The following is a 22,378-nucleotide window of genomic DNA, read 5'->3' as shown; positions in this document are numbered from 1 at the left end:
TTGTTATTATTCCTATGAGATAAATATATTTTTCGTGCATACAAAAAACCAAACCTATTAACAGGCTTGGCTTATGGACGAGTTGTTATATTTGAAACCACACGCGCAAGCTCCATTGGACCTTTGAAAACATGAACGCCGGATACAATCTTCTCATTTAATTGTTGCTGGTACATCATATCCTCAAATGATTTACGGTCTGTAATGACACCGCTGGTCACTAATAAATCGCCCACATTGCCTGCATTCAGACCACTGGACACAAAAATGTAGGTTTCCTTGACGACTTCCTTCACAGGCGCAGGCGGCTGTTCTGCGGGCTGCTTGTCCTTCTCCTCTTTCACCTTCTGCAGCACAAGAGCATCCACCTGTGTCTGGCTCAACATCTTCTGATCGTTGTCAAAAACCTGAAAGTATTTGGATGCTGCTTCCTTCAATTGAACACGATCCATCTCACTTATCGTTGCGCCTTTCATTAAATCCGTTTTGACTGCCGATGGTTTAGCAACGTTCATCAGCTGGAGCAAGGAGGCACCTATAATTAAACCAATGCCTAGACCATATAAAAGAGATTTGTTAGTGAGCATTGAGTTTTTCCTCCTGCTTCGCCAACTGAAAGATCAAATTGATCTCTCCTTTATTCATATTAAGCTTTTTGGCAATATACTCTACCGATTTCCCCTGTTCAAATAAGGAAAACAGCTCCTCATAGCGAGATTTCAAGTTCATTGCAACAGGCAGGTCTTCAACATCGACAATCTTCTCTTCAACCCTTGTTTTCTGCAGCTCGACCACTGGAACCTTCTCTGGTTGATGCGCAGCCTTCTTCTGAAGCTCCTCATATGCAAAACCAAGCTTGGTGAGCTCTTGGTTAGTGAGTGCCGATTGTTTCTCAACAATTTCGAGACGTGAGGTTAGCTTGGCTGTTTGTACTTCGTAATCTCTTTTCGTTTCGGCTAGCAGCTGTATCAAGGCTTTGTTTTGCTCATCTAGCTCTGCCGTAAAATGCTCCATTGCCTCTTCAATTTCATGAAGGGTCGGATTGGCCTGACCTTTTGTTGCGCTTGTTCTCGGAATGATTTTTGCATAAATAATGAACACGAGTCCAAATAATACAATATAAACCCAGGGTTGATCCACTTGATTCACCTTTTTCCGAAATCTATCATTTCCCCTGATTACAAGTGCGAGTTCCAAAAGTCGACATTTCAGCACTGAGAAGGTTGCAAGAAGGTAAAGGAGGAGGGACGGAGTTTAGGCAAAACCTAAATAAGTACCGCACTTCGAGCCTGAATGCAAGATTCGATGCCGAATAAGCTTTCTGTGAAACTTCGTGATCAAATGGGGACTTTTTGAACAACCTTTACAAGGATAAATCAATATGCTTCCCTTTAAAAGGATGAACTCGCCTCTCCGTCGACGGATTCTCCCCATCGTTTTCAGTGGAACTGCTTTTTGCTCTTGGCTTGTTCTTGTTCTGCTTTGAGTTTTCCTTTTCTTGGTCGCGTATGGAGGACTGATTGACGTCATCTGCTTTTCCAGTTACATGACGTTCCTTTTCCGTTTGCTTGGCGGCAGCACCCGCAAGTAAGGTTTGATCCTGTTGCGGCTTGTTATTCAGTTGATTCTGCTTGAGACCAACTTCCTCGTTTTTGTGCAATGCGAATTGCAGCTCTACCGGCCTTAAACTCATACTATCCAGCCCTCCTCAGCGACATCTACTACTAAACTAATGGAATAGCCGCGATATCCCCATCTGCCAGCTGAAATCTGACATGAGATACCGCATCCTTGACAAATTTCGTATAACGGCCTATCACGATCTTGGAACCGCTGTAAATCGTAGATGCCACATCGACCTTCGCTTTTTCAGAATCCTCTAATGATTTTTCAATTTCGAAAATACGTTCTCTGGACGTAATACGTTCTTCAGTAAACTGTTTTTTGGTATGATTAAGTTTGATGCGCATCGATACTTTATCGGGCCCTAATTGACCTATTGCTGCCAATTGATCCAGCATAGCCAGAGCCTTATCCGTCTTCTCCAGGTTATCGTTAATAGAGCGCAGCTGAGTTCTTAGCTGTACCAATTCATTGCGCATCTCCGGCAGTACACCCACCTCAATCACGGTTACTGTGGACATCGAATTCCCAACGGTACGCACCATCACTGACTCACCGGCCTGAATAACTCCACCAACAATGAGTCCTTTCGAACCTTTACAAGCCACGCTATGGATGGCATGTACATTGGAATGCATAATGCTCAAACTGACAATAACCTCTTCCGCATAAACGGTTGCGTCCTGTATAAATGCACTCTTGACATGTTTGCCAGCACGAATTACACCTTTGTTGTGACCCAAAATGCCCGCACTGATTTCAATCGAGCCATCCGCTTCTAAATCTGCACCTTCCACACTGCCGGTAATTCGAATATCACCTGAAGCTTTTATTCTAAATCCTGAGAGAACGCTTCCTCTGATGACGACAGTACCGACAAAATCGATATTGCCAACATTATAATCTACATCTCCGTTAACTTCGTAAACCGGAAATACATTGATTTTATCACGATCCGTTTTGGCAACCATGCCATCTATCGCTGCATATAAGGAGTTCTGGGCAGGATCCAAAACCACATTTTTTCCTACTTTGATTCTTGCTTCCTTACCATCCTTCGTATTGATAAGCTCACCCGTTACAGCTTGGCCCGGTGTGCCAGGCGTAGAAGGAATACGCTCAGCGATTAATTGACCTTTTCTAACATTATTAATAGATGTTACTTCCTTAAAATCAACTTTTCCATCCTGCATTTCCACGGGCCGTTTGGCATCATTGCTCAAATCATATAGAAAGTTGATGCTGCCGTCCATGCCTTTGACAGGTGCAGTACCAGTTGCAATAAGTGTTTTACTTAGAAAAAATGATTGGGGAGCCCTTACGATCTCACTTAATTTACTGCGATTGACTCCGTGGGTAATTTTATATGATTCCAAAACTTCCTCTAACTGTGCCATACTAAAGCTTAGTTTTTCATCACTATTTTTAAACTGTAAATAGGCGTTAAGCTTATCTTCGGATAAAGTAATCTCCATATAAAAACTAAGCGGAACAGCCTGCTCGCTCATTATTCCCCCCACTTTCCAGTTTCAAGAGTCTTCAAACAACTGTGATTTATGCCTTCCAAGCGAACCACGAAGTCGCAATATCGCTTTGGAGTGTAGTTGTGAAATACGTGAAGGTGATAAACTCATGACTTCTGCAATTTCACTTAATGACAGTTCTTCAAAATAAAATAAGGATACAACCGTTCTTTCTTTATCGGTTAATCTTTCAATCGCTTTGGCTAACGTTTCTTTTAAATAAAATTCGTTAACTTTATATTCAGGATTCTTGGCTTTTTCATCTATCAACAAAGACAACCGAGTCTCAGAATCTTCTTCACGAATAGGATCATCAATGGAACAAACTGTTGTAATCGCGATCTCTTGTACCATTTGGCGGAAATCATGTTCACTTACTTGCAAATAATCGCTTATTTCATCATCTGTAACAGATCTTAAATATTGCTGCTCAAGCTTCTGATACGCTTCTTCAATCTTTTTTGATTTTTCTCTTACTGATCTTGGAACCCAATCCCCCTGACGCAAGCCATCGATGATAGCCCCTCGTATACGCCAGGAAGCGTAAGTTTCAAATTGCAGACCACGAAGATAATCAAATTTTTCGATAGCATCGATAAGTCCCATAACGCCAAAACTCGATAGATCGTCTCTCGATACATTTTTGGGTAAACCGATAGCTAAACGGTTCGAAACATATTCAACCAGAGGTAAATAAGTTTCGATGAGCGACTGTTTTGCTTCAAGTAAGCCGAATTCTTTCCATTGCTTCCAAACATCCATGTTGGTCAAATGCGACTTTTGTTGAATCATGAACCGTTGCCACCACCTTTATTCTTCGGACATCTGACGCAGCGCTTGAACCATATCTCCGGTTTCCAAATTGACTTTACTCGTAAGCTTCGGAGGATTCAAAGGCGCGAATCCGTTCTCACCCTCAGATGCATGAGGATCCCTTGAACCCTTTAACATCTGATTCAAAGACTCTTCTTCGTCTGGTGTAGTCAAATCAAGTGTAGTACCTTTACTGTCATCTTCTGCTCCGTCGGTATCGATTATTTTATCAATTCCTGCGAATGTACCCAGAATCCAACGTACAAGAAAAACGAGAAGAAATAAAAGAACAAAACTATAACAGCTTCGAATGAGTGCAGTACTCCAAATATTATTAATTAAGGAGGTTGACAGTGTAACGACAAAAGATACGGCACCTAATAGTAAATTCCAACGAATAGTTCCTATCATAGTCTACAGTTCCTTCACTCCTTGTTGAACGCTGCGGATTAACAGGATACCTGTTTCACAGTTAAATTCAACTGTTCTCCCGTAATTGGAACCCGTATCCTCCGACTTTAGCGGAATCGAATACTTGGTCAACATGATTTTGCATGATTCGACATTTCTCGGACCGATTCTCATCGTGTCAGAGTTGCCTGCAAAGGCGAACATTTGTGCTCCACCCGCCATTTTAGCTTCCATTCTTCTGAGAACTGCCCCTAATTTCAGCATTTTCTCAATCATTTCTGGAATTGCGGTGTCCGCATACTTGGCAACATTTAAATTGCCTTCTCTTGCAATATCTGAGGTTGGCAGCATGACATGCGCCATTCCAGCAACCAACGCCTTGGGGTCATACAGTGTAATACCTACACATGAACCTAATCCTGTTGTCTTTAGCACCCCGGTCAAATGCGTAACATTGAGATCAGCCATGCCTACCTTAATAAAATTGTCTGGAATCATGGACCTTGTACTCCCAAGGCAATAAAAATTTTGTTAAAAGATTCGGGATCCGGGATCAGGAAGAAGTGTCCTTCAATCTCGTCATTCCCATCCAAAAACTTGGTATCAATTAACAAAGCATGATCTCCCATTTGACCGAATTGAATAAGACCGTAGCTTAGAATGGCCCCGGCCATGTCAATTGCGAGTGCCGGGACGGTTGGTGACATGTACAACTGCGTAAAATCAGCCAATGAAGACAAATATGAGCCTGCAAGTATATTACCAATCTCACTTAAGGCAGAAAGCTCCATATCTGTATAATGTTCGTCATCAACTACCTCAATCCCTACCAAATTTCGCAATAATTTTTTTGCAGATTCGAGAGATAATATAAAAAATAGATTTCCAGGTGTTTCCCCTTCAACTCGAAGGAAGATGGCGATCACAACCCGTTCAGCCCCACCAACGCTGTCAGCAATTTCTTCAAATTCTACCATACGAACCTTGGGCACAAGCATATCAACCGGTTTATCCAAAAGTCTGGATAGTGCGGTGGCCGCATGACCAGCTCCAATATTACCTACTTCCTTGAGAACATCCAATTGAAAATCGGCAAACCCATTAAATGATTCCACACGGTTACTCCTCTTGGTTTTCTAATTGAATAATTTCGCTTTTGTTCAGAACTTCTTCTAAATTCAAAAGCACCAAAAGACGCGAATCCCCAATCTTTGCAATCCCTTGTAAATATTTAGCTTTGATTCCGCCTACCACTTCTGGAGGATCATCAATGTTATCCGTGTTGATATCCGTAACATCATTCGCTGAATCTACAATTAAACCAACTTCCATTTCTTTCACAGAAACGATAATAATGCGAGTATTGTCTGTATAGTCGCTTTCTGCAAAACCGAATCTTCCACGCAGATCAATAATAGGAGTAACGACACCGCGCAAATTAATGACGCCTTTAACGAACTCTGGCGTTCTTGGAACACGTGTCATCGGCTGCATCCGCTCGATTGTTCGAACTTTTTCCACTTCTACTCCATATTCCTCGTGTGCCAAAGCAAAAACGATAACCTTCATTTCTTCGCCCATATTCCCGTGCCTCCCTTTGAAATCCCTTATGTAATCTTGATAAAACTTATTTAATTAAAGCATTGGTATCAATAATAAGCGCGACCTGTCCATCACCAAGAATAGTTGCACCGGATATAGCGAATAAATTCGTGAAATATTTGCCCAAAGATTTCAAAACAATTTCCTGCTGACCAATAAATTCATCTACAATAAGTGCGGCAAGCTTTTCACCTTTGCGGATCACTACGATTTGTGTTTCTTTTTCAGCTTCATTGCCATTTTTGTTAGGAACACTAAAAACTTTTGCCAATGAAACAAGGGGGATCACGTTCGAACGAAAATTCACCATCCGACTTCCGTGTACAGTAAGAATCTGGTCGGATGCAATGGCTGATGTCTCCACGATGGAGGACAACGGTATCGCATACTTTTCCGCACCTACACGAATGAGCATTGCAGAAATAATCGACAGCGTAAGCGGCAGCTGGACTGAAAACTTGGTTCCCTTGCCAAATTTCGATTCTACTTGAACACGTCCGCCGAGGCTTTCTATCTTCGTCTTGACGACATCCAAGCCTACACCACGTCCTGATATATCGGAAATCTTATCAGCTGTGCTGAAGCCTGAAGCAAACAGGAGAAGGTATACCTCATTATCGGATAATTTGGAAGCCTGCTCGGGTGTGACGACCCCTTTTTTAATGGCTGCATTGAGAACACCATCACGGTTGATGCCGCGGCCATCCTCTTCAATTTCGATAAAAACATGATTCCCACTATGAAAAGCACGTAAATAGATTGATCCTGTTTCCGGCTTGCCTGCTGCTATTCTGTCAACTGTAGGTTCAACCCCATGATCCACTGCATTACGAAGTAAATGGACCAAAGGATCGCCGATCTCATCTACGACAGTACGGTCCAGCTCTGTATCTGCGCCAGTAATGATCAAATCGACTTTTTTGTCGAGGTTTTTGGCAACATCACGAATCATCCGTGGGAATCGATTAAATACGGTATCAATGGGAACCATCCGCAGCTTGAGTACGATATTTTGTAGATCACTGCTAACCCTTGACATGTGTTCAACCGTTTCTGTCAGATCATTTTTTCTAATTTCGCTGGCCAATTGCTCTAATCTGGAGCGATCAATCAACAGCTCACTGAACAGATTCATCAATGCATCCAGTCGTTCTATATCCACACGAATCGTTCGGTTTGCCACAGGAGCATTAGCAGCAGCCACAGGCTTTCTTACTTCTGCCGCTGCTGCCTGAACAGGAGCAGCCTCTTGAACAGCTGCAGCTGCTGCGATTTCAGGAACCGCCGCCATTGCCGGCTTCAATAATTCTTCGAGTTTTTCGTGTGTTAGCAAGGTAACGACAGCTTTATCAATCTCTGATACATTAGCAACTTGTTTTTGCAAAGATTCCTGATCTGTACCGGAAATGAAAAAGACCGAAAAATTATTGTCAAACCGTTCCTGTTCAATGTCCTCTACGGGAGGATCCGATTTAATGACCTCACCGTTTTGCTCCAACACGTTAAACACCATATACGCTCTGGCTGCCTTCAATACACAATCTTGACGAACGCCTACTTCGACATAAAAAACCTGCATGCCAGCATCTATCGATTGCTGAATAATCGACAGCTGAAATTCATCCAGGATGGATGAGGCGGCTGTATTGGCATCCGCAGTGCCTGACTTTGCTCCTGCAGCAGTACCTGCCTTTAAGTAATCCCCTGTCACTATCGATTTCAGAGAAAGGACAATGTCACTCACATCCGCCTTACCCGTACCGCCTTGAATAATGTCCTCTACCATCGACTCCAGAGCATCCAAACTCTTGAAAATACAGTCGAATATAAATGCGTCCATCTTCAACTTATCATTACGAACGAGATCCAGTACGTTTTCCATTTCATGGGTCAATGATGCCAAATCTTCAAAGCCCATCGTCGCTGACATACCCTTAAGGGTATGGGCCGAACGAAAAATATTATGTACAATGCTGATGTCCTCAGGACTGCCTTCTAAAGCCAGTAAATTATCGTTTAAGGCTTGCAGATGCTCTCTGGATTCATCAATAAACATTGAAAGGTATTGATTTAAGTCCATAACCTCACACCTCCGTCAATGGATGATTTGTATTACTGATGTCTCTATGCTACTTACAAACGACCTGAGCTAGCTTTGGAGCTATTTCTTGCTGTGCCAGAACATGCATCACACATTTTAGTTCTACTGCTGCCCGAGGCATCCCATACACAATACAGGTTTCTTCGGATTCAGCAATAGTCGTAACAGCACCCGCATTCTTAAGTGCCAGCATCCCCTTTGCCCCATCGGCTCCCATTCCAGTCATGAGAACGATGTGTCGCTTTAGCTCTTTCAAAGGCAGAAGTGACTCAAAAAGTATGTCTACAGAAGGTCTATGCCCTCCTCTGGCTTCTTCTTTGCTTATATGAATTTTGTAAACACCAGGTCCATTGCGTGCTACCGTCATATGAAAACCACCTGGAGCCACATAGGCATGTCCATTTTGCAAAATCATACCCTCTTCCGCCTCCACAACATGCAGCTCGGAGACCGAGTTCAATCGCTGTGCCAACGATTTAGTAAAATTGGGTGGCATATGCTGAACGATAACAACTGGAGCAGGAAGATGTCCCGGAATATGAGAAACGACCTGATGAAGTGCTCTCGGACCGCCAGTAGAAGTGCCTATGGCCACGATTTGCTGAACCTGACTCGATCCCTGTTGATGGGACAAATGTGGCACTGTTTGCTCCTTAGTTACCTTAGGCAACTCCTCAATCCTGGGTACCGCTTTGGCTCTGGGTATTGGTGGTGTCACTACAGGATTGGAACGAAACTTCAACACATTCGTTTTGACTGCGATATGCAGCTTTTCGAGCAGCAATTCCCTTACCCTGTGTAAATCCAATGATATCGAGCCCGAAGGCTTACCGACAAAATCAACGGCTCCTCGTTCGAGCGCTACGATCGTTTCCCTTGCCCCATCCTGAGTTAAACTGCTTAACATGATCACTGGAGTGGGCTGTATATCCATAATGATCTTCAGGGCGTCCAGACCATTCATTTCCGGCATTTCAATATCCATAGTGATAGCGTCCGGCTTCAGCATTTTAACCATATTCACTGCTTCTTTGCCGTTTTTTGCAGTGCCTATCACTTGAAATTGAGTATCCTCCGTAATCATGTCTGTTATCATTTTCCTCATAAAGATCGAATCGTCAACAACCAATATTTTATAAGGGTTCATCTATATTCACTCCTCCAAGTTGTCTGTTTCACTAAGTAAGAGGACGCTAGTGTCTTAAAAGTCTCATCATTTTCGACATGAAGCCTTTTACTGCACTCTGCTGTTCCCCCGTAGGAGTTTGTCTGGCAATAAAATCATCGACTAATCGATAGATCGACTGAGAGGCTGCGCTGGTAGGATAAGCCACCGTAAAAGGAATTTGTCTTTTCACAGCCTTGGACACGTTGTTATCGTCGTCTACAAAGCCTAAGGTCGGGATATCTATGTGTAAAAATTGTTTGGCAACCATAATGATCTTGTCGGCAGTTTGTTTGCCTTCCTTGCTGTCCGTAGTACGATTAACGACCAATTTGAAATTCACAGGTTCATTCATCGAGTTAACCATTTTAATAATAGCGTAAGCATCAGTTATTGAAGTTGGCTCTGGGGTAGTTACCACAATGGTTTCTTCTGCTGCCAAAATGAATTTTAACGTTTCCTTCGACAAACCCGCACCTGTATCAAAAATAATGAAATCCACAGTGCCATTTAATTGATTAACCTGATCAGCAAAATATTCTAATTGATCGTCAGTAAGTCTGATCAAATCATTAAATCCAGAACCACCTGCAATGAATTGCAGATCATGTGGACCTCTCTGGATAATTTCCCAGATCGTTTTTTCTTTTTTCAGCAAGTGATACAAATTGTATTTAGCGCTAACTCCCATCAGCACGTCGATATTCGCTAGCCCAATATCAGCATCAAATACCAATACATCAAAACCCTTTTTTTGTAAAGTAAGTGCAAAATTCAGTGTAAAGTTGGACTTCCCCACACCGCCCTTGCCACTGGTTACTGTAAGTATGCGAGTTGGCTTGACAGACTTCTGGACATGTTGATTGGAAACCAGATTGCGAAGTCCTTGTGCCTGGTCAGTCATGATGATCAACCCCCAGTATCAGGTCAACAATATGCTGCTCCGCCAACAGATTGATATCATCTGGAACACTTTGTCCATTGGCAACATAAGAAAGTTGCAGCTTGAAGTCATGCACCAGATTGACGACGGCTCCATACGAATCGGTTTCGTCCATTTTCGTAAACAGCACTTTATCCAGCTTGAATTTCGAGAAATTTTCTGTAATTGCTTTCATATCTTTGTATTTGGTAGTCAAGCTCAGCACCAGATACGTTTCGCTTTTACCACCGTACTGCAGCAGCGTATTCAATTCCGATACATACATTTCATTGCGAAAATTCCGCCCTGCCGTATCCATAAATATGATATCACGATCTTTAAGCTGCTCGAATGCTTTGGATAAATCCTGAGGCGAGAACACGACCTCTAAAGGTACATTCAGGATAGTGGCATACGTCTTGAGTTGTTCCACGGCCGCGATTCGATAAGTGTCCGAGGTAATGAAGCCTACCTTACGATGATATTTGAGCACTTGCTCTGCGGCCAGCTTAGCGATGGTTGTTGTCTTGCCAACACCAGTAGGTCCTACAAAATGTGCAATGCGCGTATCGGCAGCCATCGCATTGGATTGACCCTGGTTGAACAACTCAAGCAGCTTTTTTCTTGCTGATTCCATCGCTGAATCATCCGTTATCGTAAGCCCGGCATCCTGAGCTTCCTGAGTAATAGAGGTAATGATATCATCCACTAGCAGAGGCTCTACTTCCTGCTCGATCATTCGTTGCTTCAGTACGATTAAAGAGGGATCACTCACTTGTTGGCTTCCTTGAACAGATAGCTTATGCATGAACTCTTTCATCTGCTTCAATTCTTCCATCAGCATGTCTTCTCTTGCCTTCACAACAACAGCTGCAGCAGGGATTTTTGCGGGTACAGCCGGACTTGGAATAAGAACATCCGGGACTTCAGGAAAAGCAAGAGCTTCCCGTTTCAAGTCGGTAATTTGCTGCTGCGCCGCTAAACCGTTTGGGCGTCCATATGCATTTTTAGCGGTCTGTGGTGTGTTAAAGCCTGTACTTACAGGCTGTGGTCTGTCTATCGGTGCGGTTGTCTTTACAAGTGAAGGCGCCGCTGCCGCGGTTGTGTCTATAGCAGCAATGACCTCGATTTTCTTTTTGGAAAACATACCGAGAAATCCACCAGAGCGGATTTCTTTCGTATTTAAAATAACAGCATCCTTACCAAGATCGGTTTTAATTTTTTGCAGTGCATCTGGCATTGAATCGACAATATATCGTTTCACTCTCATAAATTAACTACCCCCATGCTTTGAATTTCAACGTTGGGTTCGAGCTCACTGTAAGAAAGAACCGGTATATCCTGCATCGTTCGTTCCAAAAGCTGCCTAAGATACATGCGGATTGTCGGAGAGGTCAAAACAATCGGCTGTTGTCCCGATTGGATCAGCTTCGTTACCTGATCCGTAATACGTTGATAAATAATCTGGGTTGAGCTTGGGTCCAGAGCCAGATAGCTGCCTTGATCGGATTGCTGAACAGACTCGGCTATCTTCTTTTCAAGGCTCGGACCTACCGTAATGACCTTGAGTGAATCGCCTGTTACAGCAAACTGCTGCGTAATCTGACGTGAAAGCGACTGCCTCACATATTCGGTCAATATTTCCGGATCTTTGGTATAAGTACCGTAGTCCGCTAACGTCTCCAATATAGTGACCAGGTCGCGAACCGATATTTTTTCTTTTAACAATTTAACCAGAACCTTCTGCACATCACCTATGGACAATACGCCAGGAATCAAGTCATCCACCAGAACCGGGTAACTTTCCTTAACATTTTCGATCAATCCTCTTGTTTCCTGACGTCCAAGAAGCTCATGCGCATGTTTCTTGATGACTTCTGTTAGGTGAGTCGCAACAACCGAAGGCGGATCAACCACTGTATAACCGGATAATTCAGCTCTTTCTTTCATCGCCTCATCAATCCATAACGCTGGTAGCCCAAATGCAGGCTCCAAGGTGTCGATCCCGCTGATAGAATCGTCCTCGATTCCGGGACTCATGGCCAGATAATGATTCAACAGCAGATCTCCGCGAGCGACCATGTTCCCTTTAATCTTGATCACATATTCATTAGGCTTCAATTGAATATTATCTCGAATTCGAATAACCGGTACGACAACTCCCATCTCCAGAGCACATTGTCGGCGGATTAAAATAATTCTATCCAACAAGTCGCCGCCCTGCTGTGTATCAGCCAAAGGGATCAGTCCATAACCAAATTCAAATTCGATAGGATCCACCTGCAATAAGCTAATAACACTTTCGGGACTGCGAACCTCTTCGATTTGCTGCTCTTCCTCCAACTGCTCATCCTTGGCCAGCTTCTTCACCAAACTCTGCTGCATTTTCATAGCGGCATAAGCGAGTAAAGCAGCGATAGGTAGTGTAGTAATAAGATGAATAGGAGTGAAAATACCGAGCAATGTGATTGTTCCTGCAACAATGTAGAGCAATTTCGGATAAAGTAAGATCTGCTTTGATAAATCGTGCGCCAAATTACCTTCTGAGGTTGCTCTGGTAACGATTAAGCCTGCTGCTGTAGAAATTAACAGAGCCGGTATCTGGCTGACCAATCCGTCACCAATCGTAAGAATCGAATACAGCGCTCCCGCTTCTGCAAGGCCCATACCTTTCATTGTCATTCCAATAATTAATCCGCCCAAGATATTGATAAACAAGATGATAATTCCGGCGATGGCATCACCTTTAACAAATTTACTGGCACCATCCATCGCTCCATAAAAATCAGCTTCCTTAGAAATTTTCTCTCTTCGCTCCCGAGCTTGAATCTCATTAATTAAGCCTGCATTCAAATCCGCATCGATAGCCATTTGCTTACCTGGCATTGCATCCAATGTAAATCGTGCAGCTACCTCGGCAACGCGCTCAGAACCTTTGGTAATAACGATAAATTGAACGAGCACAAGAATTATAAAGACGACGAAGCCTACAACGATATTCCCTTGTGCAACAAACGAACCAAAGGTTTTGACCACATTACCGGCATCCCCATTCGCTAAAATATTTCTTGTAGTCGAGACGTTTAACGCCAGCCGGAAAAGGGTAGTAATCAATAGAAGTGAAGGAAAGATAGAAAATTCTAAAGGATCCTGTGTATTCATAGCTACCAGAATAATTAAGAGCGCAATAGAAATATTAATAATTAACAGAACATCTATCAACCAGACTGGAACCGGAACAACCATCATCAATACGATTCCAATAATACCAATGAGTACAACCAGATCTTTAATTTTCATAGCACATGTCCTCCTCTCTTATTTAGTTGGCTTTACCTTTCATCTTATATACATATGCTAGCACCTCTGCGACAGCCTGGAACATGTCTGCTGGAATGGCTTCGCCAATTTCTACTTGTGCATACAAGGTCCGTGCCAAAGGTTTATTTTCTATAGTCACAATACGGTTTTCCTTGGCTATTTGTTTGATTTTCAATGCAATATATTCAGTTCCCTTGGCTATAACGGTTGGAGCCTGCATATTGTTGGAATCATATTTTAACGCTACGGCAAAATGGGTAGGGTTTGTAATTACAACATCGGCCTTAGGAACCTCTTGCATCATCCGCTGCATAGCCATTCTCCGCTGCTTTTCACGAATTTTCCCTTTAATTAAAGGATCGCCTTCCGATTTTTTATACTCGTCTTTAATATCCTGCTTGGACATCTTAATACTTTTTTCAAACTCGTATTTCTGATACATGTAATCAAAAAGAGCCAAAACAATTAATATCAAGCCAATTTTCAATCCTAATTTCAATGTAACTGAAGCCATAAATACGAAAATATTTTCCAAGGGCAGTCGAGCTAGTTCCATTAAGGAACTTTTTTCAGCCCAAAGCGTATCATATACGACGTAGCCAATAATCGACATTTTCAGCACAGATTTCACAAAATCCACCAAGGTGCGTGCCGAAAATATTTTCTTCGCTCCCTCGATCGGGTTGAGCTTGCTAAATTTCATCTTAAGCGGATCTCCAGTAAACATGACCCCAATTTGTAGGTAATTGCTAAATATAGCTGTAACCATAGCTACCATGAGTACAGGAACAATGATCATGATACTTTGCATAAACAACTGTTGAAAAAGTAGATTCACATTGGCCGTAGTAATGTCCATCAACAAGTAATCGTAAAAGATAGAACGGAACACTAGCGTTAACTGGTTTTTCATGTAACCGCCAAATATGTAAAAGGAAAGAAAACAAAAAAATAAAATGAATGCAGCGGGTAGTTCCATACTTTTGGCTACTTGACCCTTTTCCCTTGATTCCTGCCGTTTCTTAGGGCTAGCCGGTTCTGTTTTTTCTTGGGAAAACATCTGCAAATCTAGCTGCATTCTTAAAGAAACCACTTCAATTCCTCCCGGTTAACCAGTAAACATGCCGATAAATTTTTGCATATAGTCAAACATGGATACAAAGGATCCCTTAAAAATGGATTCATAAGCGGGAAACAACAATATTAAAAGCAAGAACCCGATTAACATCTTGAGCGGCGCACCGATAACGAGAATATTGAATTGTGGAGCTACTCTAGCCAGCAATCCAAGACCGACATCGGTCAAAAACAATGCAGCAATAAGTGGTGCCGCCATTTGAAAACTGAGAGCAAATACAGTCGAAAATGACTTAATGACAAACTCGGTAATTTGTCCATTATATATTTTGGTGAACAGCTCATTGGATAATGGAATCCATTCATAGCTCTCCATAATGGCTTTTAACAATAGGTGATGCCCATTTAATGATAAAAAAAGCAGCATTGCTATCATATACTTTAAATTGCCGAGAATGGGACTAGAAGCACCTGTCAAAGGGTCAAATACATTCGCGATACCAAAACCAATTTGAATATCGACAAACGAACCTGCAATCTGCACGACTGTAAAAAACAAATAGGCAATGAAGCCAAGAAAAATGCCTACCAGTATTTCTCTGATGATGGAAAGGAAATATAGTGAATCAAATGTAGCCAAGGTTGAAGATCCTACAACGCTGAAAGCCATTAACGTAACAAAAAAAGCAAGCCCAATTTTAAAGTGTGTCGGTACATTTTTGGCTGAAAATACAGGAACGACAACAAAAAACGATGAAATCCGACAAAAAAAGAGCAAAAAGCTAGGAAAATATTGTTGTATCCATTCCATACCTTCACTACCTAGCCCACAAATTTATAAAGGTTATTCAAAATGTTATAAGTGAAATCTATTAGTGTAGTCAAAATCCATGGTCCAAATATTAAAAAAGCTAATAATACGGCAACTATTTTAGGAACAAAAGCCAACGTCTGCTCTTGGATTTGTGTTGTTGCCTGAAAGATACTAATGGCCAACCCCACTACCAATGCAAGAACCAGCATGGGGGCACTGGCCTTCAAGACCGTGTATACAGCCTCACCGGCCAAGCGAATAACAAACTCCGAGCCCAAGGTTTATTCTCCTCCTGCATGGTCATCAATTCTCATTATGTGTTAAAGCTAAGTAGCAGTGATCTTACTACCAAATACCAACCATCTACTAAAATAAACAGCAATATTTTAAATGGAAGTGATATCATGACGGGCGGTAACATCATCATCCCCATTGCCATCAAGGTGCTGGCTACGACCATATCGATAACCAAAAAAGGAATGAAAATCATAAAACCCATCTGAAAAGCCGTTTTTAATTCACTAATCGCATATGCGGGTACCAAAGCAGTCAACGGTGTATCTTCGACTCCACTTGGTGGTTGAGCCTTGGAATAATCAAGAAACAGCTTCAGATCCTTTTGTCTTGTGTGTTGAAACATGAACTTTTTCATGGTGACCGATGCCTTGTCCAAAGCATCTGTTTGATTCATGCTTCCTTTCAGATAAGGCTGCAGCGCTTGTTCATTCAAATCGCCAAGCGTAGGTGCCATAATAAAAAAGGTCATGAATAGTGCTAATCCAATCAGAACCTGATTAGGAGGCATTTGTTGTGTCCCGAGCGCTGTCCTTACAAAGCCGAGAACAATAATAATTCTCGTGAAACTAGTCATCAATACCAGAATAGCTGGAGCGATACTCAGGATCGTGATTAATATAATAATATTGACCGTATTGGATGCTCCAGCTGCAGAGCTTGAAGATCCAAAATCAATATTAATGCCCGGGATAGGATTAGCCGCATAGACATGGGATGTTGACAACATGATCATTGCGAGCAAAGATACTACAGTGTAGATCATAGCCTTCCATTTCATTGTTTATCATTCAACCGATCTTTATTTTTGTCATCCATCAGTAGATCCTCCACCATTTTCTTTCGGTCTGATAAATGGTGCATTTTATTATGAAAAATTTGCTGAAAAGAAGCTGTTACCTCTTCGTCTGACTCCTCAATGATACTTTGCTTTTTTCTCAGCTTGGAAAGCCAGCCTGTGAAAGTTTCAAAGCTTGCTGCGGTTTTTGCGTTCGAAGAATTTAACATATCCGATATATAGGAAACTTCATCCTCATCTTCAATTTTTTCCAGCAGCTGCACATTTTCCCCAACTCCTACTATGTAGAGGGAACGACCAATTTCCACGACTTGAATCGATTTGTTGGGACCCAGTGGTACGCCTCCTAAGGAGCGCATGGAGCGACCAAATAAAAATTTATTTTTCTGGGAAAGAAACTTAATAATAATAAAAAATAATCCGATAATAAGAATAAGAAAGAAGATAACTTTTATAATCATCCATATGGTTTCTGAAGTACTAACTCCCGAGTAATTTAAATCCGATATCCCCTTCGTTGGTTGATCAGGGGAGGTACCGGTTTCCCCAAAACAAATCTTAGAGAAACCGGCGATTTGAATACTTCCAATAGCAATAAGAGAAGACAATTTGATAAAGAGTCTTTTCAAGTTTCACATTCCTTTCGGTCTATGCCAGACTCCCCTTGAATCTATTATCCCAAAGTTTTCTTAATAGCCTCAATAACTCGGTCAGCTTGAAACGGCTTAACGATAAAGTCTTTCGCACCCGCTTGAATTGCATCAATAACCATCGCTTGTTGACCCATCGCAGAGCACATAATAACTTTGGCTGAAGCATCGATTTTTTTGATTTCCTTCAGCGCAGCAATACCGTCCATTTCTGGCATTGTAATATCCATTGTGATCAGATCGGGACGCACTTCTTTGAATTTCTCAATCGCTTGAGCTCCATCATTAGCTTCTCCACAGACTTCATAACCATTTTTAGTCAAGATATCCCGAATCATCATTCTCATAAAAGCTGCATCATCTACAATTAATATTCTATTTGCCATGTGTAAACAATCCTCCCAAGTTTAATTAATACTGTAGTTTTTGAATGCGATCCCACTGATTAACAATGTCTGTAACGCGTACACCAAAGTTCTCGTCAATAACGACAACCTCACCCTTCGCAATCAACTTATTGTTAACCAGAATATCAACAGGCTCACCTGCAAGCTTGTCTAATTCAATAATTGAACCTTGAGATAATTCAAGGATGTCTTTAATTACTTTCTGAGTTCTACCTAACTCTACCGTTACCTTCAAAGGTATATCCAATAACAAATTTAGATTCGTATCCTCTGGAGGTGTTAATTGGTGTGGTGCAAAGTTTGAAAATTGTGCAGGTTGAACATTAACATCTCGACCTAGTCCATTCCCATATGCAGCAGGTGGTTGCTGATACATCGGTTGCTGCGGTGGATACATGGGCTGCTGATACATCGGCTGTTGTGGCGGATACATCGGCTGCTCATACATGGGCTGCTGCTGCATAGGCGGTTGCTGATACATCGGCTGAGCGTAAGGATCTGGTTGTCCCATTGGTGGAGCTATAGGCTGTTGTGGCTGCTGAGCAGCTGGAGCAGGGGTTGGTGCTGGTGCTGACGCCTCTTGCGAGTCCTCCCCACCTCCCATAAGAATAGATACCATATCCTTCGCAAATGACACAGGTAAAAGCTGCATAAGTGTAGAATCAATTAAATCTCCAATGATGATGCGAAAAGAGATTTTAATGAATACTTCTTCTGGAGGAAGCGACGCCCCACCTTCACCATCCGACAAGTTTAATATATCAATTCCTGGCGGAGATATATTTACGAATCGATTAAAAATCGTCGACATGGATGTTGCAGAGGAACCCATCATCTGGTTCATAGCCTCTTGAACTGCACTAATATGAATCTCAGACAATTCTTCAGCGTAGGCCGTTCCATCCCCACCCATCATTAAATCAGCAATAACTTGTGCATCGCGAGTTTTGATGACTAACAGATTAATGCCATGAAATCCATCAACATAATTAACATGGACCGCAACGTGAGGCAGAGGGAATTCTTTTACTAATTCATCCTTTGCAACTGCTGAAACTTTCGGTGTAGTGATGTCTACTTTCTTTCCTAATAAAGTGGATAAAGCTGTTGCCGCGCTTCCAAAGGTAATGTTTCCAATTTCGCCAAGTGCATCTTGTTCCAAAGAAGTTAAATAATTATCAACATGGACATCAACACTTGAGCTCTCCGAGCTGTCACCTGAAGATTGTCTCAACAAAGCATCAATTTCTTCTTGAGACAAATAATCCCTATTATTCGTCATTGTCTTCTGCTCCTTCACTAACAATCTCGCTTATTTGCATAGCCAGTTTTCCCTTGATGCTGCCGGGACTGCCCAAAAACTTCAGTTTTTCTCCGATTCTGATGTTTAGCAGCTCATCAACCGGTTTGTTCAGCGTTATTACATCGCCAGCACTTAAGTTCAAAAATTCCCTGATCGATATTTGAGTTTCACCTAACTCAGCAATAATGGGAAGCTTAGCTTTATGTAAGCGAGACTGTAAAGCCATAACTTCTTCAGGTGCTATCGTTTTTTTCTGAGAAACAAACCAATGATGCACGGATAAACGCGGCATAATGGGTTCGATGACGACATGAGGAATACAAAGGTTAATCATTCCTGTGGTGTCACCGATTTTGGTGCTTAGAGAGATTAATGCAATCGTTTCATTCGGAGACACGATTTGCATAAATTGTGGATTTGTTTCCAACGCCTCAAGACGAGGAGACAAATCGATAACACTTTTCCAAGCTTCTTGAAGGCTTTCAAAACATCTGCTAAAAATACGTTCCATCACAATAGTTTCAATTTCGGTTAAAGCATTTATTTTTGATGGCGATGTCCCAGCACCCCCAAGCAGTCGATCCAGCATTGCAAACGCTACGTTAGGATGTACTTCAAGAACCATACGGCCCTCCAAAGGCTCCGCTTCAAAAATATTGAGAATTGTCATTTTAGGAATAGAACGAATAAACTCATCATACGGCAATTGTTCGACTTGTACCACATTTATTTGCACAAAAGTTCTTAATTGTGCTGAAAAGTATGTCGTTAGGTAACGGGCGAAGTTTTCATGGATTCTGGTTAAGCTTCGTATATGATCCTTGGAAAACCGAACAGCTCTTTTAAAGTCGTATGCTCGTACTTTTTTCTGCGTTTCTTCCTTCTTGAGCTCTTCAGCATCCATCTCACCAGATGAAAGAGCTGCCAGCAGAGCATCGATCTCATTCTGCGAAAGTACATCTACCATTTAACGTCACCTCCTTCGTACGGCTTTATATAAGAAAATCATTATTGAAGCACATTATCCGTGATCCAAATTTGTTTGATCTTCCCGAGGGTTAGTAATGGGTTCATTTTATTCATAAGGGTCGAAGTCAGATTATCCAAGCCTTTGCTGCCTTGTACCTGCTCCGGAGTCATATCGGAGAGAGTTTGTACAATAATAGCTTTCATTTTAAAATCAAGCTTTTCAAATTCGTCCTTCGCCTTCGCATTTTCCAATTCAATGGCAAAACTTGCTTTAATAAATCGATTATTGGTTGCAAGATTTGTCAAAATATCTTTTAGGATAACTGTATTGGCTTTCGTTTCTTCCGGTGTCGCTTTTTTAGCCTGTTTAACTTCTTTGGCTGAGCTTTGCGCTAACTCCTGTGGATCCTGATTACCTTTGTCCATATAATTCCATAAAACAAATGCTGCTGTTAATATCAAGGTTATAGCAATGAGTATAGCAACTACCATTAAAAACATTTTGCTTTTAAACAACTAAGACCCCTCCGAATCGATACTCTTTATTGTTCCAGCAATTGACCCTATCGTTTGCATATATTGGGTCACAAGCTGGACCACATCCGTCATTGGCTCCAAAACAGTAATTTTTTTACCAGTTATTAAAGTAATGATAGTGTCGGGTGTTTCTTCAATACTTTCGATCAATAATGCGTTCACTAAAAGCTGTCTCCCATTTAAGCGGGTAAGTCTGATCATTGTCAGCCTCCGATTTAAAAATTTAGGGGGAGATCAACTCCCCCTTACCTTAAGTTGTGTTAATGTTTCAAGTTAACAACTTCCTGCAAGATTTCATCGGATGTCGTAATGATACGGGCATTAGATTGAAAACCACGTTGAGCAACGATCATTTCAGTAAACTCTGCCGTCAAATCGACATTGGACATTTCTAATTGACCCGAAACAATCGCCCCAGTACCTCTCGCAGCATCATTAGCAAGTCCAAGGAAATCGGATATTGGCGTTCCTGAATCATTGGAGTTTGGTGATTGACGATACAAATTCCCGCCAATTTTTTCAAGTCCAGCCGGATTTGGAACTTTAACTACACCGATAAAAACACCTGTATTGGCTGTAGCCCCAGTATCATCTACGGTTATAAGCTCACCCGCGTTGGATATCGAAAAAGCCGTTACGTTACCGATTGTATCCAAATCTATGATCGCACCGCCGCTATCCGTTACGTACATACCATCTACAGTAACCAATTGATTGTTAGCATCAAACGTGAAATTCCCAGCTCGGGTTAGATAGGGCTGCTCTTGATCCGGTGTGGCTTTAATGGCAAAGAATCCATCTCCATCTATACGAAGATCGGTTGGAACGTTAGTTGTCATCGCACTGCCAGGTGTGTGAATCGTATCAACCGCACTGATAGAAACACCTAGTCCGATTTGTTTAGCATTGACACCACCCTTTGTTCCATCTATTGAAGGTGTCACACCCGCAACTGTCTGACTCAGAATATCCTTGAACATTACACGTCCGCCTTTAAAGCCAACCGTATTAACGTTCGCGATATTATTTCCGATAACATCCAGTTTCGTTTGAAATCCTCTCATACCGGAAACACCTGAATATAGTGATCTTAGCATTAATAATTGCCTCCCTATGAGTAATTGCCTTATTGTGCTGGTTGCTTCGGTCATTCCACAACCATGGGCTTCCTTTATGGTCCAGCCCCGTTATTACGATATGATGACCGCACTATCAATCTTGGTAAACAAGTTGTCTTTCATAGATGCTTCATCCATAGCAGTCACTACGGTACGATTTTTTATGTTTACAATTAATGCAGTATCATTGATTAACATCAATGAATCCTTTGCTCCTTTTAATGCTGCCTTGTCGATAGCCGCATCAATTTTCGCTAAATGCTCCGGCTGAAATTCAATACCTCTTTGACGTAATCTCTCTTCGGCATGATGACTAAATTTGACGAGCTTCGTCTGCAAAACATCCTGGAATGAGCTTTCCTTGCTCTGAACAGCCAGGTCGTTACGCTTGAGCTGAGATGCTCGAATACTGCCAGGATATAACTGACCGACAGATATGGGTTGGTTCATTCCTTGACCGCCTCCGGCACCGGATTCGAAATTCTCAAGATAGAATCCAGATTGACTTGCTCATCTTTTATCAGAGCATATTGAGAACCCTCTTTCATAATGATGGATTCTACAACACCAGTTCCTGTTTTCGGCTCTTCATTGGTCTTGGTGCTTGGAATCGACCATTGAACTTCTTTGCCGATCAGAGAAGAAGCTATACCCAATGATTGCCTCATAAGTTTTAATTCCGAGGTCATGTTGCTCAACTGCTCAACAGAGGTAAATTGGGCCATTTGCGCAATAAATTCTTTGTCTTTTAAAGGATCCGTAGGATCTTGATTTTTCAATTGAGTCATCAGAATCTTTAAAAATTCATCTTTCCCCAATTGACCCTTTTTTTCCGTATCTTTTCCCGCTTTATCCACATTACTTTTAGCATAATAAGGATAAATATTTTTCGTGCTTACTGGTGAATCTGCCATATTATCACCTCCCGA

Annotated in this window: 27 protein-coding genes; all 27 read right to left on the bottom strand. The window is 41.9% G+C overall.

The features are described 5' to 3' along the window. Positions 1-71: 71 nt before the first annotated feature. Positions 72-587: a hypothetical protein gene (locus BK127_RS18070; RefSeq protein ID WP_076232819.1), complete on the bottom strand. Its 516-nt coding sequence runs from the start codon at positions 585-587 to the stop codon at positions 72-74. Continuing rightward, positions 577-1,140 carry a hypothetical protein gene (locus BK127_RS18065; protein ID WP_076232817.1) on the bottom strand — a complete coding sequence of 188 codons (564 nt, stop codon included), beginning with the start codon at positions 1,138-1,140 and terminating at the stop codon, positions 577-579. The genes BK127_RS18070 and BK127_RS18065 overlap by 11 nt, the downstream gene beginning before the upstream one ends. Before the next feature lie 223 nt (positions 1,141-1,363). After that, entirely contained in the window at positions 1,364-1,693 is a 330-nt protein-coding gene (locus BK127_RS18060) for a hypothetical protein (protein ID WP_076232814.1), read from the bottom strand. A 31-nt stretch (positions 1,694-1,724) separates the two neighbouring features. After that, a complete protein-coding gene (locus BK127_RS18055) occupies positions 1,725-3,131 on the bottom strand; it encodes a FapA family protein (protein ID WP_076232811.1) in 1,407 nt (468 codons plus the stop codon). A gap of 21 nt (positions 3,132-3,152) precedes the next feature. Next, complete coding sequence (locus BK127_RS18050; protein ID WP_076232809.1) at positions 3,153-3,938, bottom strand: FliA/WhiG family RNA polymerase sigma factor; 786 nt, start codon at positions 3,936-3,938, stop codon at positions 3,153-3,155. Between the two features lie 18 nt (positions 3,939-3,956). Next, positions 3,957-4,370 carry a hypothetical protein gene (locus tag BK127_RS18045; protein WP_076232806.1) on the bottom strand — a complete coding sequence of 138 codons (414 nt, stop codon included), beginning with the start codon at positions 4,368-4,370 and terminating at the stop codon, positions 3,957-3,959. A gap of 3 nt (positions 4,371-4,373) precedes the next feature. Then, positions 4,374-4,868 (bottom strand): chemotaxis protein CheD, encoded by a 495-nt coding sequence (locus BK127_RS18040; protein WP_076232803.1) that lies wholly within the window; start codon positions 4,866-4,868, stop codon positions 4,374-4,376. Next, positions 4,865-5,485, bottom strand: coding sequence for a chemotaxis protein CheC (locus BK127_RS18035; protein ID WP_076232801.1), 621 nt, complete (start codon positions 5,483-5,485; stop codon positions 4,865-4,867). Before BK127_RS18035 ends, BK127_RS18040 begins: the two co-directional genes overlap by 4 nt. 4 nt (positions 5,486-5,489) lie before the next feature. After that, complete coding sequence (locus BK127_RS18030; RefSeq protein WP_076232798.1) at positions 5,490-5,951, bottom strand: chemotaxis protein CheW; 462 nt, start codon at positions 5,949-5,951, stop codon at positions 5,490-5,492. Positions 5,952-5,997: 46 nt separating this feature from the next. Next, entirely contained in the window at positions 5,998-8,052 is a 2,055-nt protein-coding gene (locus BK127_RS18025; RefSeq protein ID WP_076232795.1) for a chemotaxis protein CheA, read from the bottom strand. 49 nt (positions 8,053-8,101) lie between these two features. Continuing rightward, positions 8,102-9,220: a protein-glutamate methylesterase/protein-glutamine glutaminase gene (locus BK127_RS18020; protein ID WP_076232792.1), complete on the bottom strand. Its 1,119-nt coding sequence runs from the start codon at positions 9,218-9,220 to the stop codon at positions 8,102-8,104. Positions 9,221-9,266: 46 nt separating this feature from the next. Beyond that, on the bottom strand, positions 9,267-10,142 hold the full coding sequence (locus tag BK127_RS18015) for a MinD/ParA family protein (protein ID WP_076232789.1): 876 nt from the start codon (positions 10,140-10,142) through the stop codon (positions 9,267-9,269). After that, positions 10,135-11,430, bottom strand: coding sequence for a flagellar biosynthesis GTPase FlhF (flhF, locus tag BK127_RS18010; protein WP_076232786.1), 1,296 nt, complete (start codon positions 11,428-11,430; stop codon positions 10,135-10,137). The genes BK127_RS18015 and flhF overlap by 8 nt, the downstream gene beginning before the upstream one ends. Further along, complete coding sequence (gene flhA / locus BK127_RS18005) at positions 11,427-13,460, bottom strand: flagellar biosynthesis protein FlhA (protein ID WP_076232783.1); 2,034 nt, start codon at positions 13,458-13,460, stop codon at positions 11,427-11,429. The genes flhF and flhA overlap by 4 nt, the downstream gene beginning before the upstream one ends. Positions 13,461-13,482: 22 nt before the next feature. Beyond that, a complete protein-coding gene (flhB, locus tag BK127_RS18000) occupies positions 13,483-14,559 on the bottom strand; it encodes a flagellar biosynthesis protein FlhB (protein WP_076233010.1) in 1,077 nt (358 codons plus the stop codon). Positions 14,560-14,589: 30 nt separating this feature from the next. Continuing rightward, a complete protein-coding gene (gene fliR / locus BK127_RS17995; protein WP_076232780.1) occupies positions 14,590-15,369 on the bottom strand; it encodes a flagellar biosynthetic protein FliR in 780 nt (259 codons plus the stop codon). An 11-nt stretch (positions 15,370-15,380) separates the two neighbouring features. Then, positions 15,381-15,650 (bottom strand): flagellar biosynthesis protein FliQ, encoded by a 270-nt coding sequence (gene fliQ, locus BK127_RS17990; protein WP_076232777.1) that lies wholly within the window; start codon positions 15,648-15,650, stop codon positions 15,381-15,383. A gap of 35 nt (positions 15,651-15,685) precedes the next feature. Beyond that, the gene (gene fliP / locus BK127_RS17985) at positions 15,686-16,432 is read right to left on the bottom strand and encodes a flagellar type III secretion system pore protein FliP (RefSeq protein WP_372237359.1); all 747 of its coding nucleotides are present in this window, start codon (positions 16,430-16,432) and stop codon (positions 15,686-15,688) included. An 11-nt stretch (positions 16,433-16,443) separates the two neighbouring features. After that, positions 16,444-17,094, bottom strand: a complete 651-nt coding sequence (locus BK127_RS17980) for a flagellar biosynthetic protein FliO (RefSeq protein ID WP_076232772.1) — start codon at positions 17,092-17,094, stop codon at positions 16,444-16,446. A 44-nt stretch (positions 17,095-17,138) separates the two neighbouring features. Then, on the bottom strand, positions 17,139-17,501 hold the full coding sequence (locus BK127_RS17975; RefSeq protein ID WP_076232770.1) for a response regulator: 363 nt from the start codon (positions 17,499-17,501) through the stop codon (positions 17,139-17,141). A 25-nt stretch (positions 17,502-17,526) separates the two neighbouring features. After that, entirely contained in the window at positions 17,527-18,804 is a 1,278-nt protein-coding gene (fliY, locus tag BK127_RS17970) for a flagellar motor switch phosphatase FliY (protein WP_076232767.1), read from the bottom strand. Continuing rightward, entirely contained in the window at positions 18,794-19,792 is a 999-nt protein-coding gene (gene fliM / locus BK127_RS17965; RefSeq protein WP_076232765.1) for a flagellar motor switch protein FliM, read from the bottom strand. The genes fliY and fliM overlap by 11 nt, the downstream gene beginning before the upstream one ends. Positions 19,793-19,833: 41 nt before the next feature. Further along, a complete protein-coding gene (locus tag BK127_RS17960) occupies positions 19,834-20,310 on the bottom strand; it encodes a flagellar basal body-associated FliL family protein (protein ID WP_076232763.1) in 477 nt (158 codons plus the stop codon). Further along, on the bottom strand, positions 20,311-20,532 hold the full coding sequence (locus tag BK127_RS17955) for a flagellar FlbD family protein (protein ID WP_076232760.1): 222 nt from the start codon (positions 20,530-20,532) through the stop codon (positions 20,311-20,313). A gap of 59 nt (positions 20,533-20,591) precedes the next feature. Further along, positions 20,592-21,428, bottom strand: a complete 837-nt coding sequence (locus BK127_RS17950) for a flagellar hook-basal body complex protein (protein WP_076232758.1) — start codon at positions 21,426-21,428, stop codon at positions 20,592-20,594. Between the two features lie 93 nt (positions 21,429-21,521). After that, complete coding sequence (locus BK127_RS17945) at positions 21,522-21,899, bottom strand: TIGR02530 family flagellar biosynthesis protein (protein ID WP_076232756.1); 378 nt, start codon at positions 21,897-21,899, stop codon at positions 21,522-21,524. After that, positions 21,896-22,363: a flagellar hook capping FlgD N-terminal domain-containing protein gene (locus tag BK127_RS17940; protein WP_076232754.1), complete on the bottom strand. Its 468-nt coding sequence runs from the start codon at positions 22,361-22,363 to the stop codon at positions 21,896-21,898. The genes BK127_RS17945 and BK127_RS17940 overlap by 4 nt, the downstream gene beginning before the upstream one ends. Between the last annotated feature and the right edge of the window lie 15 nt (positions 22,364-22,378).

It is taken from the genome of Paenibacillus sp. FSL H7-0331 (genome assembly GCF_001956045.1).
The sequence above is the reverse complement of the archived record's forward strand: the minus strand, read 5'-3'. Positions and strand labels throughout refer to the sequence as shown.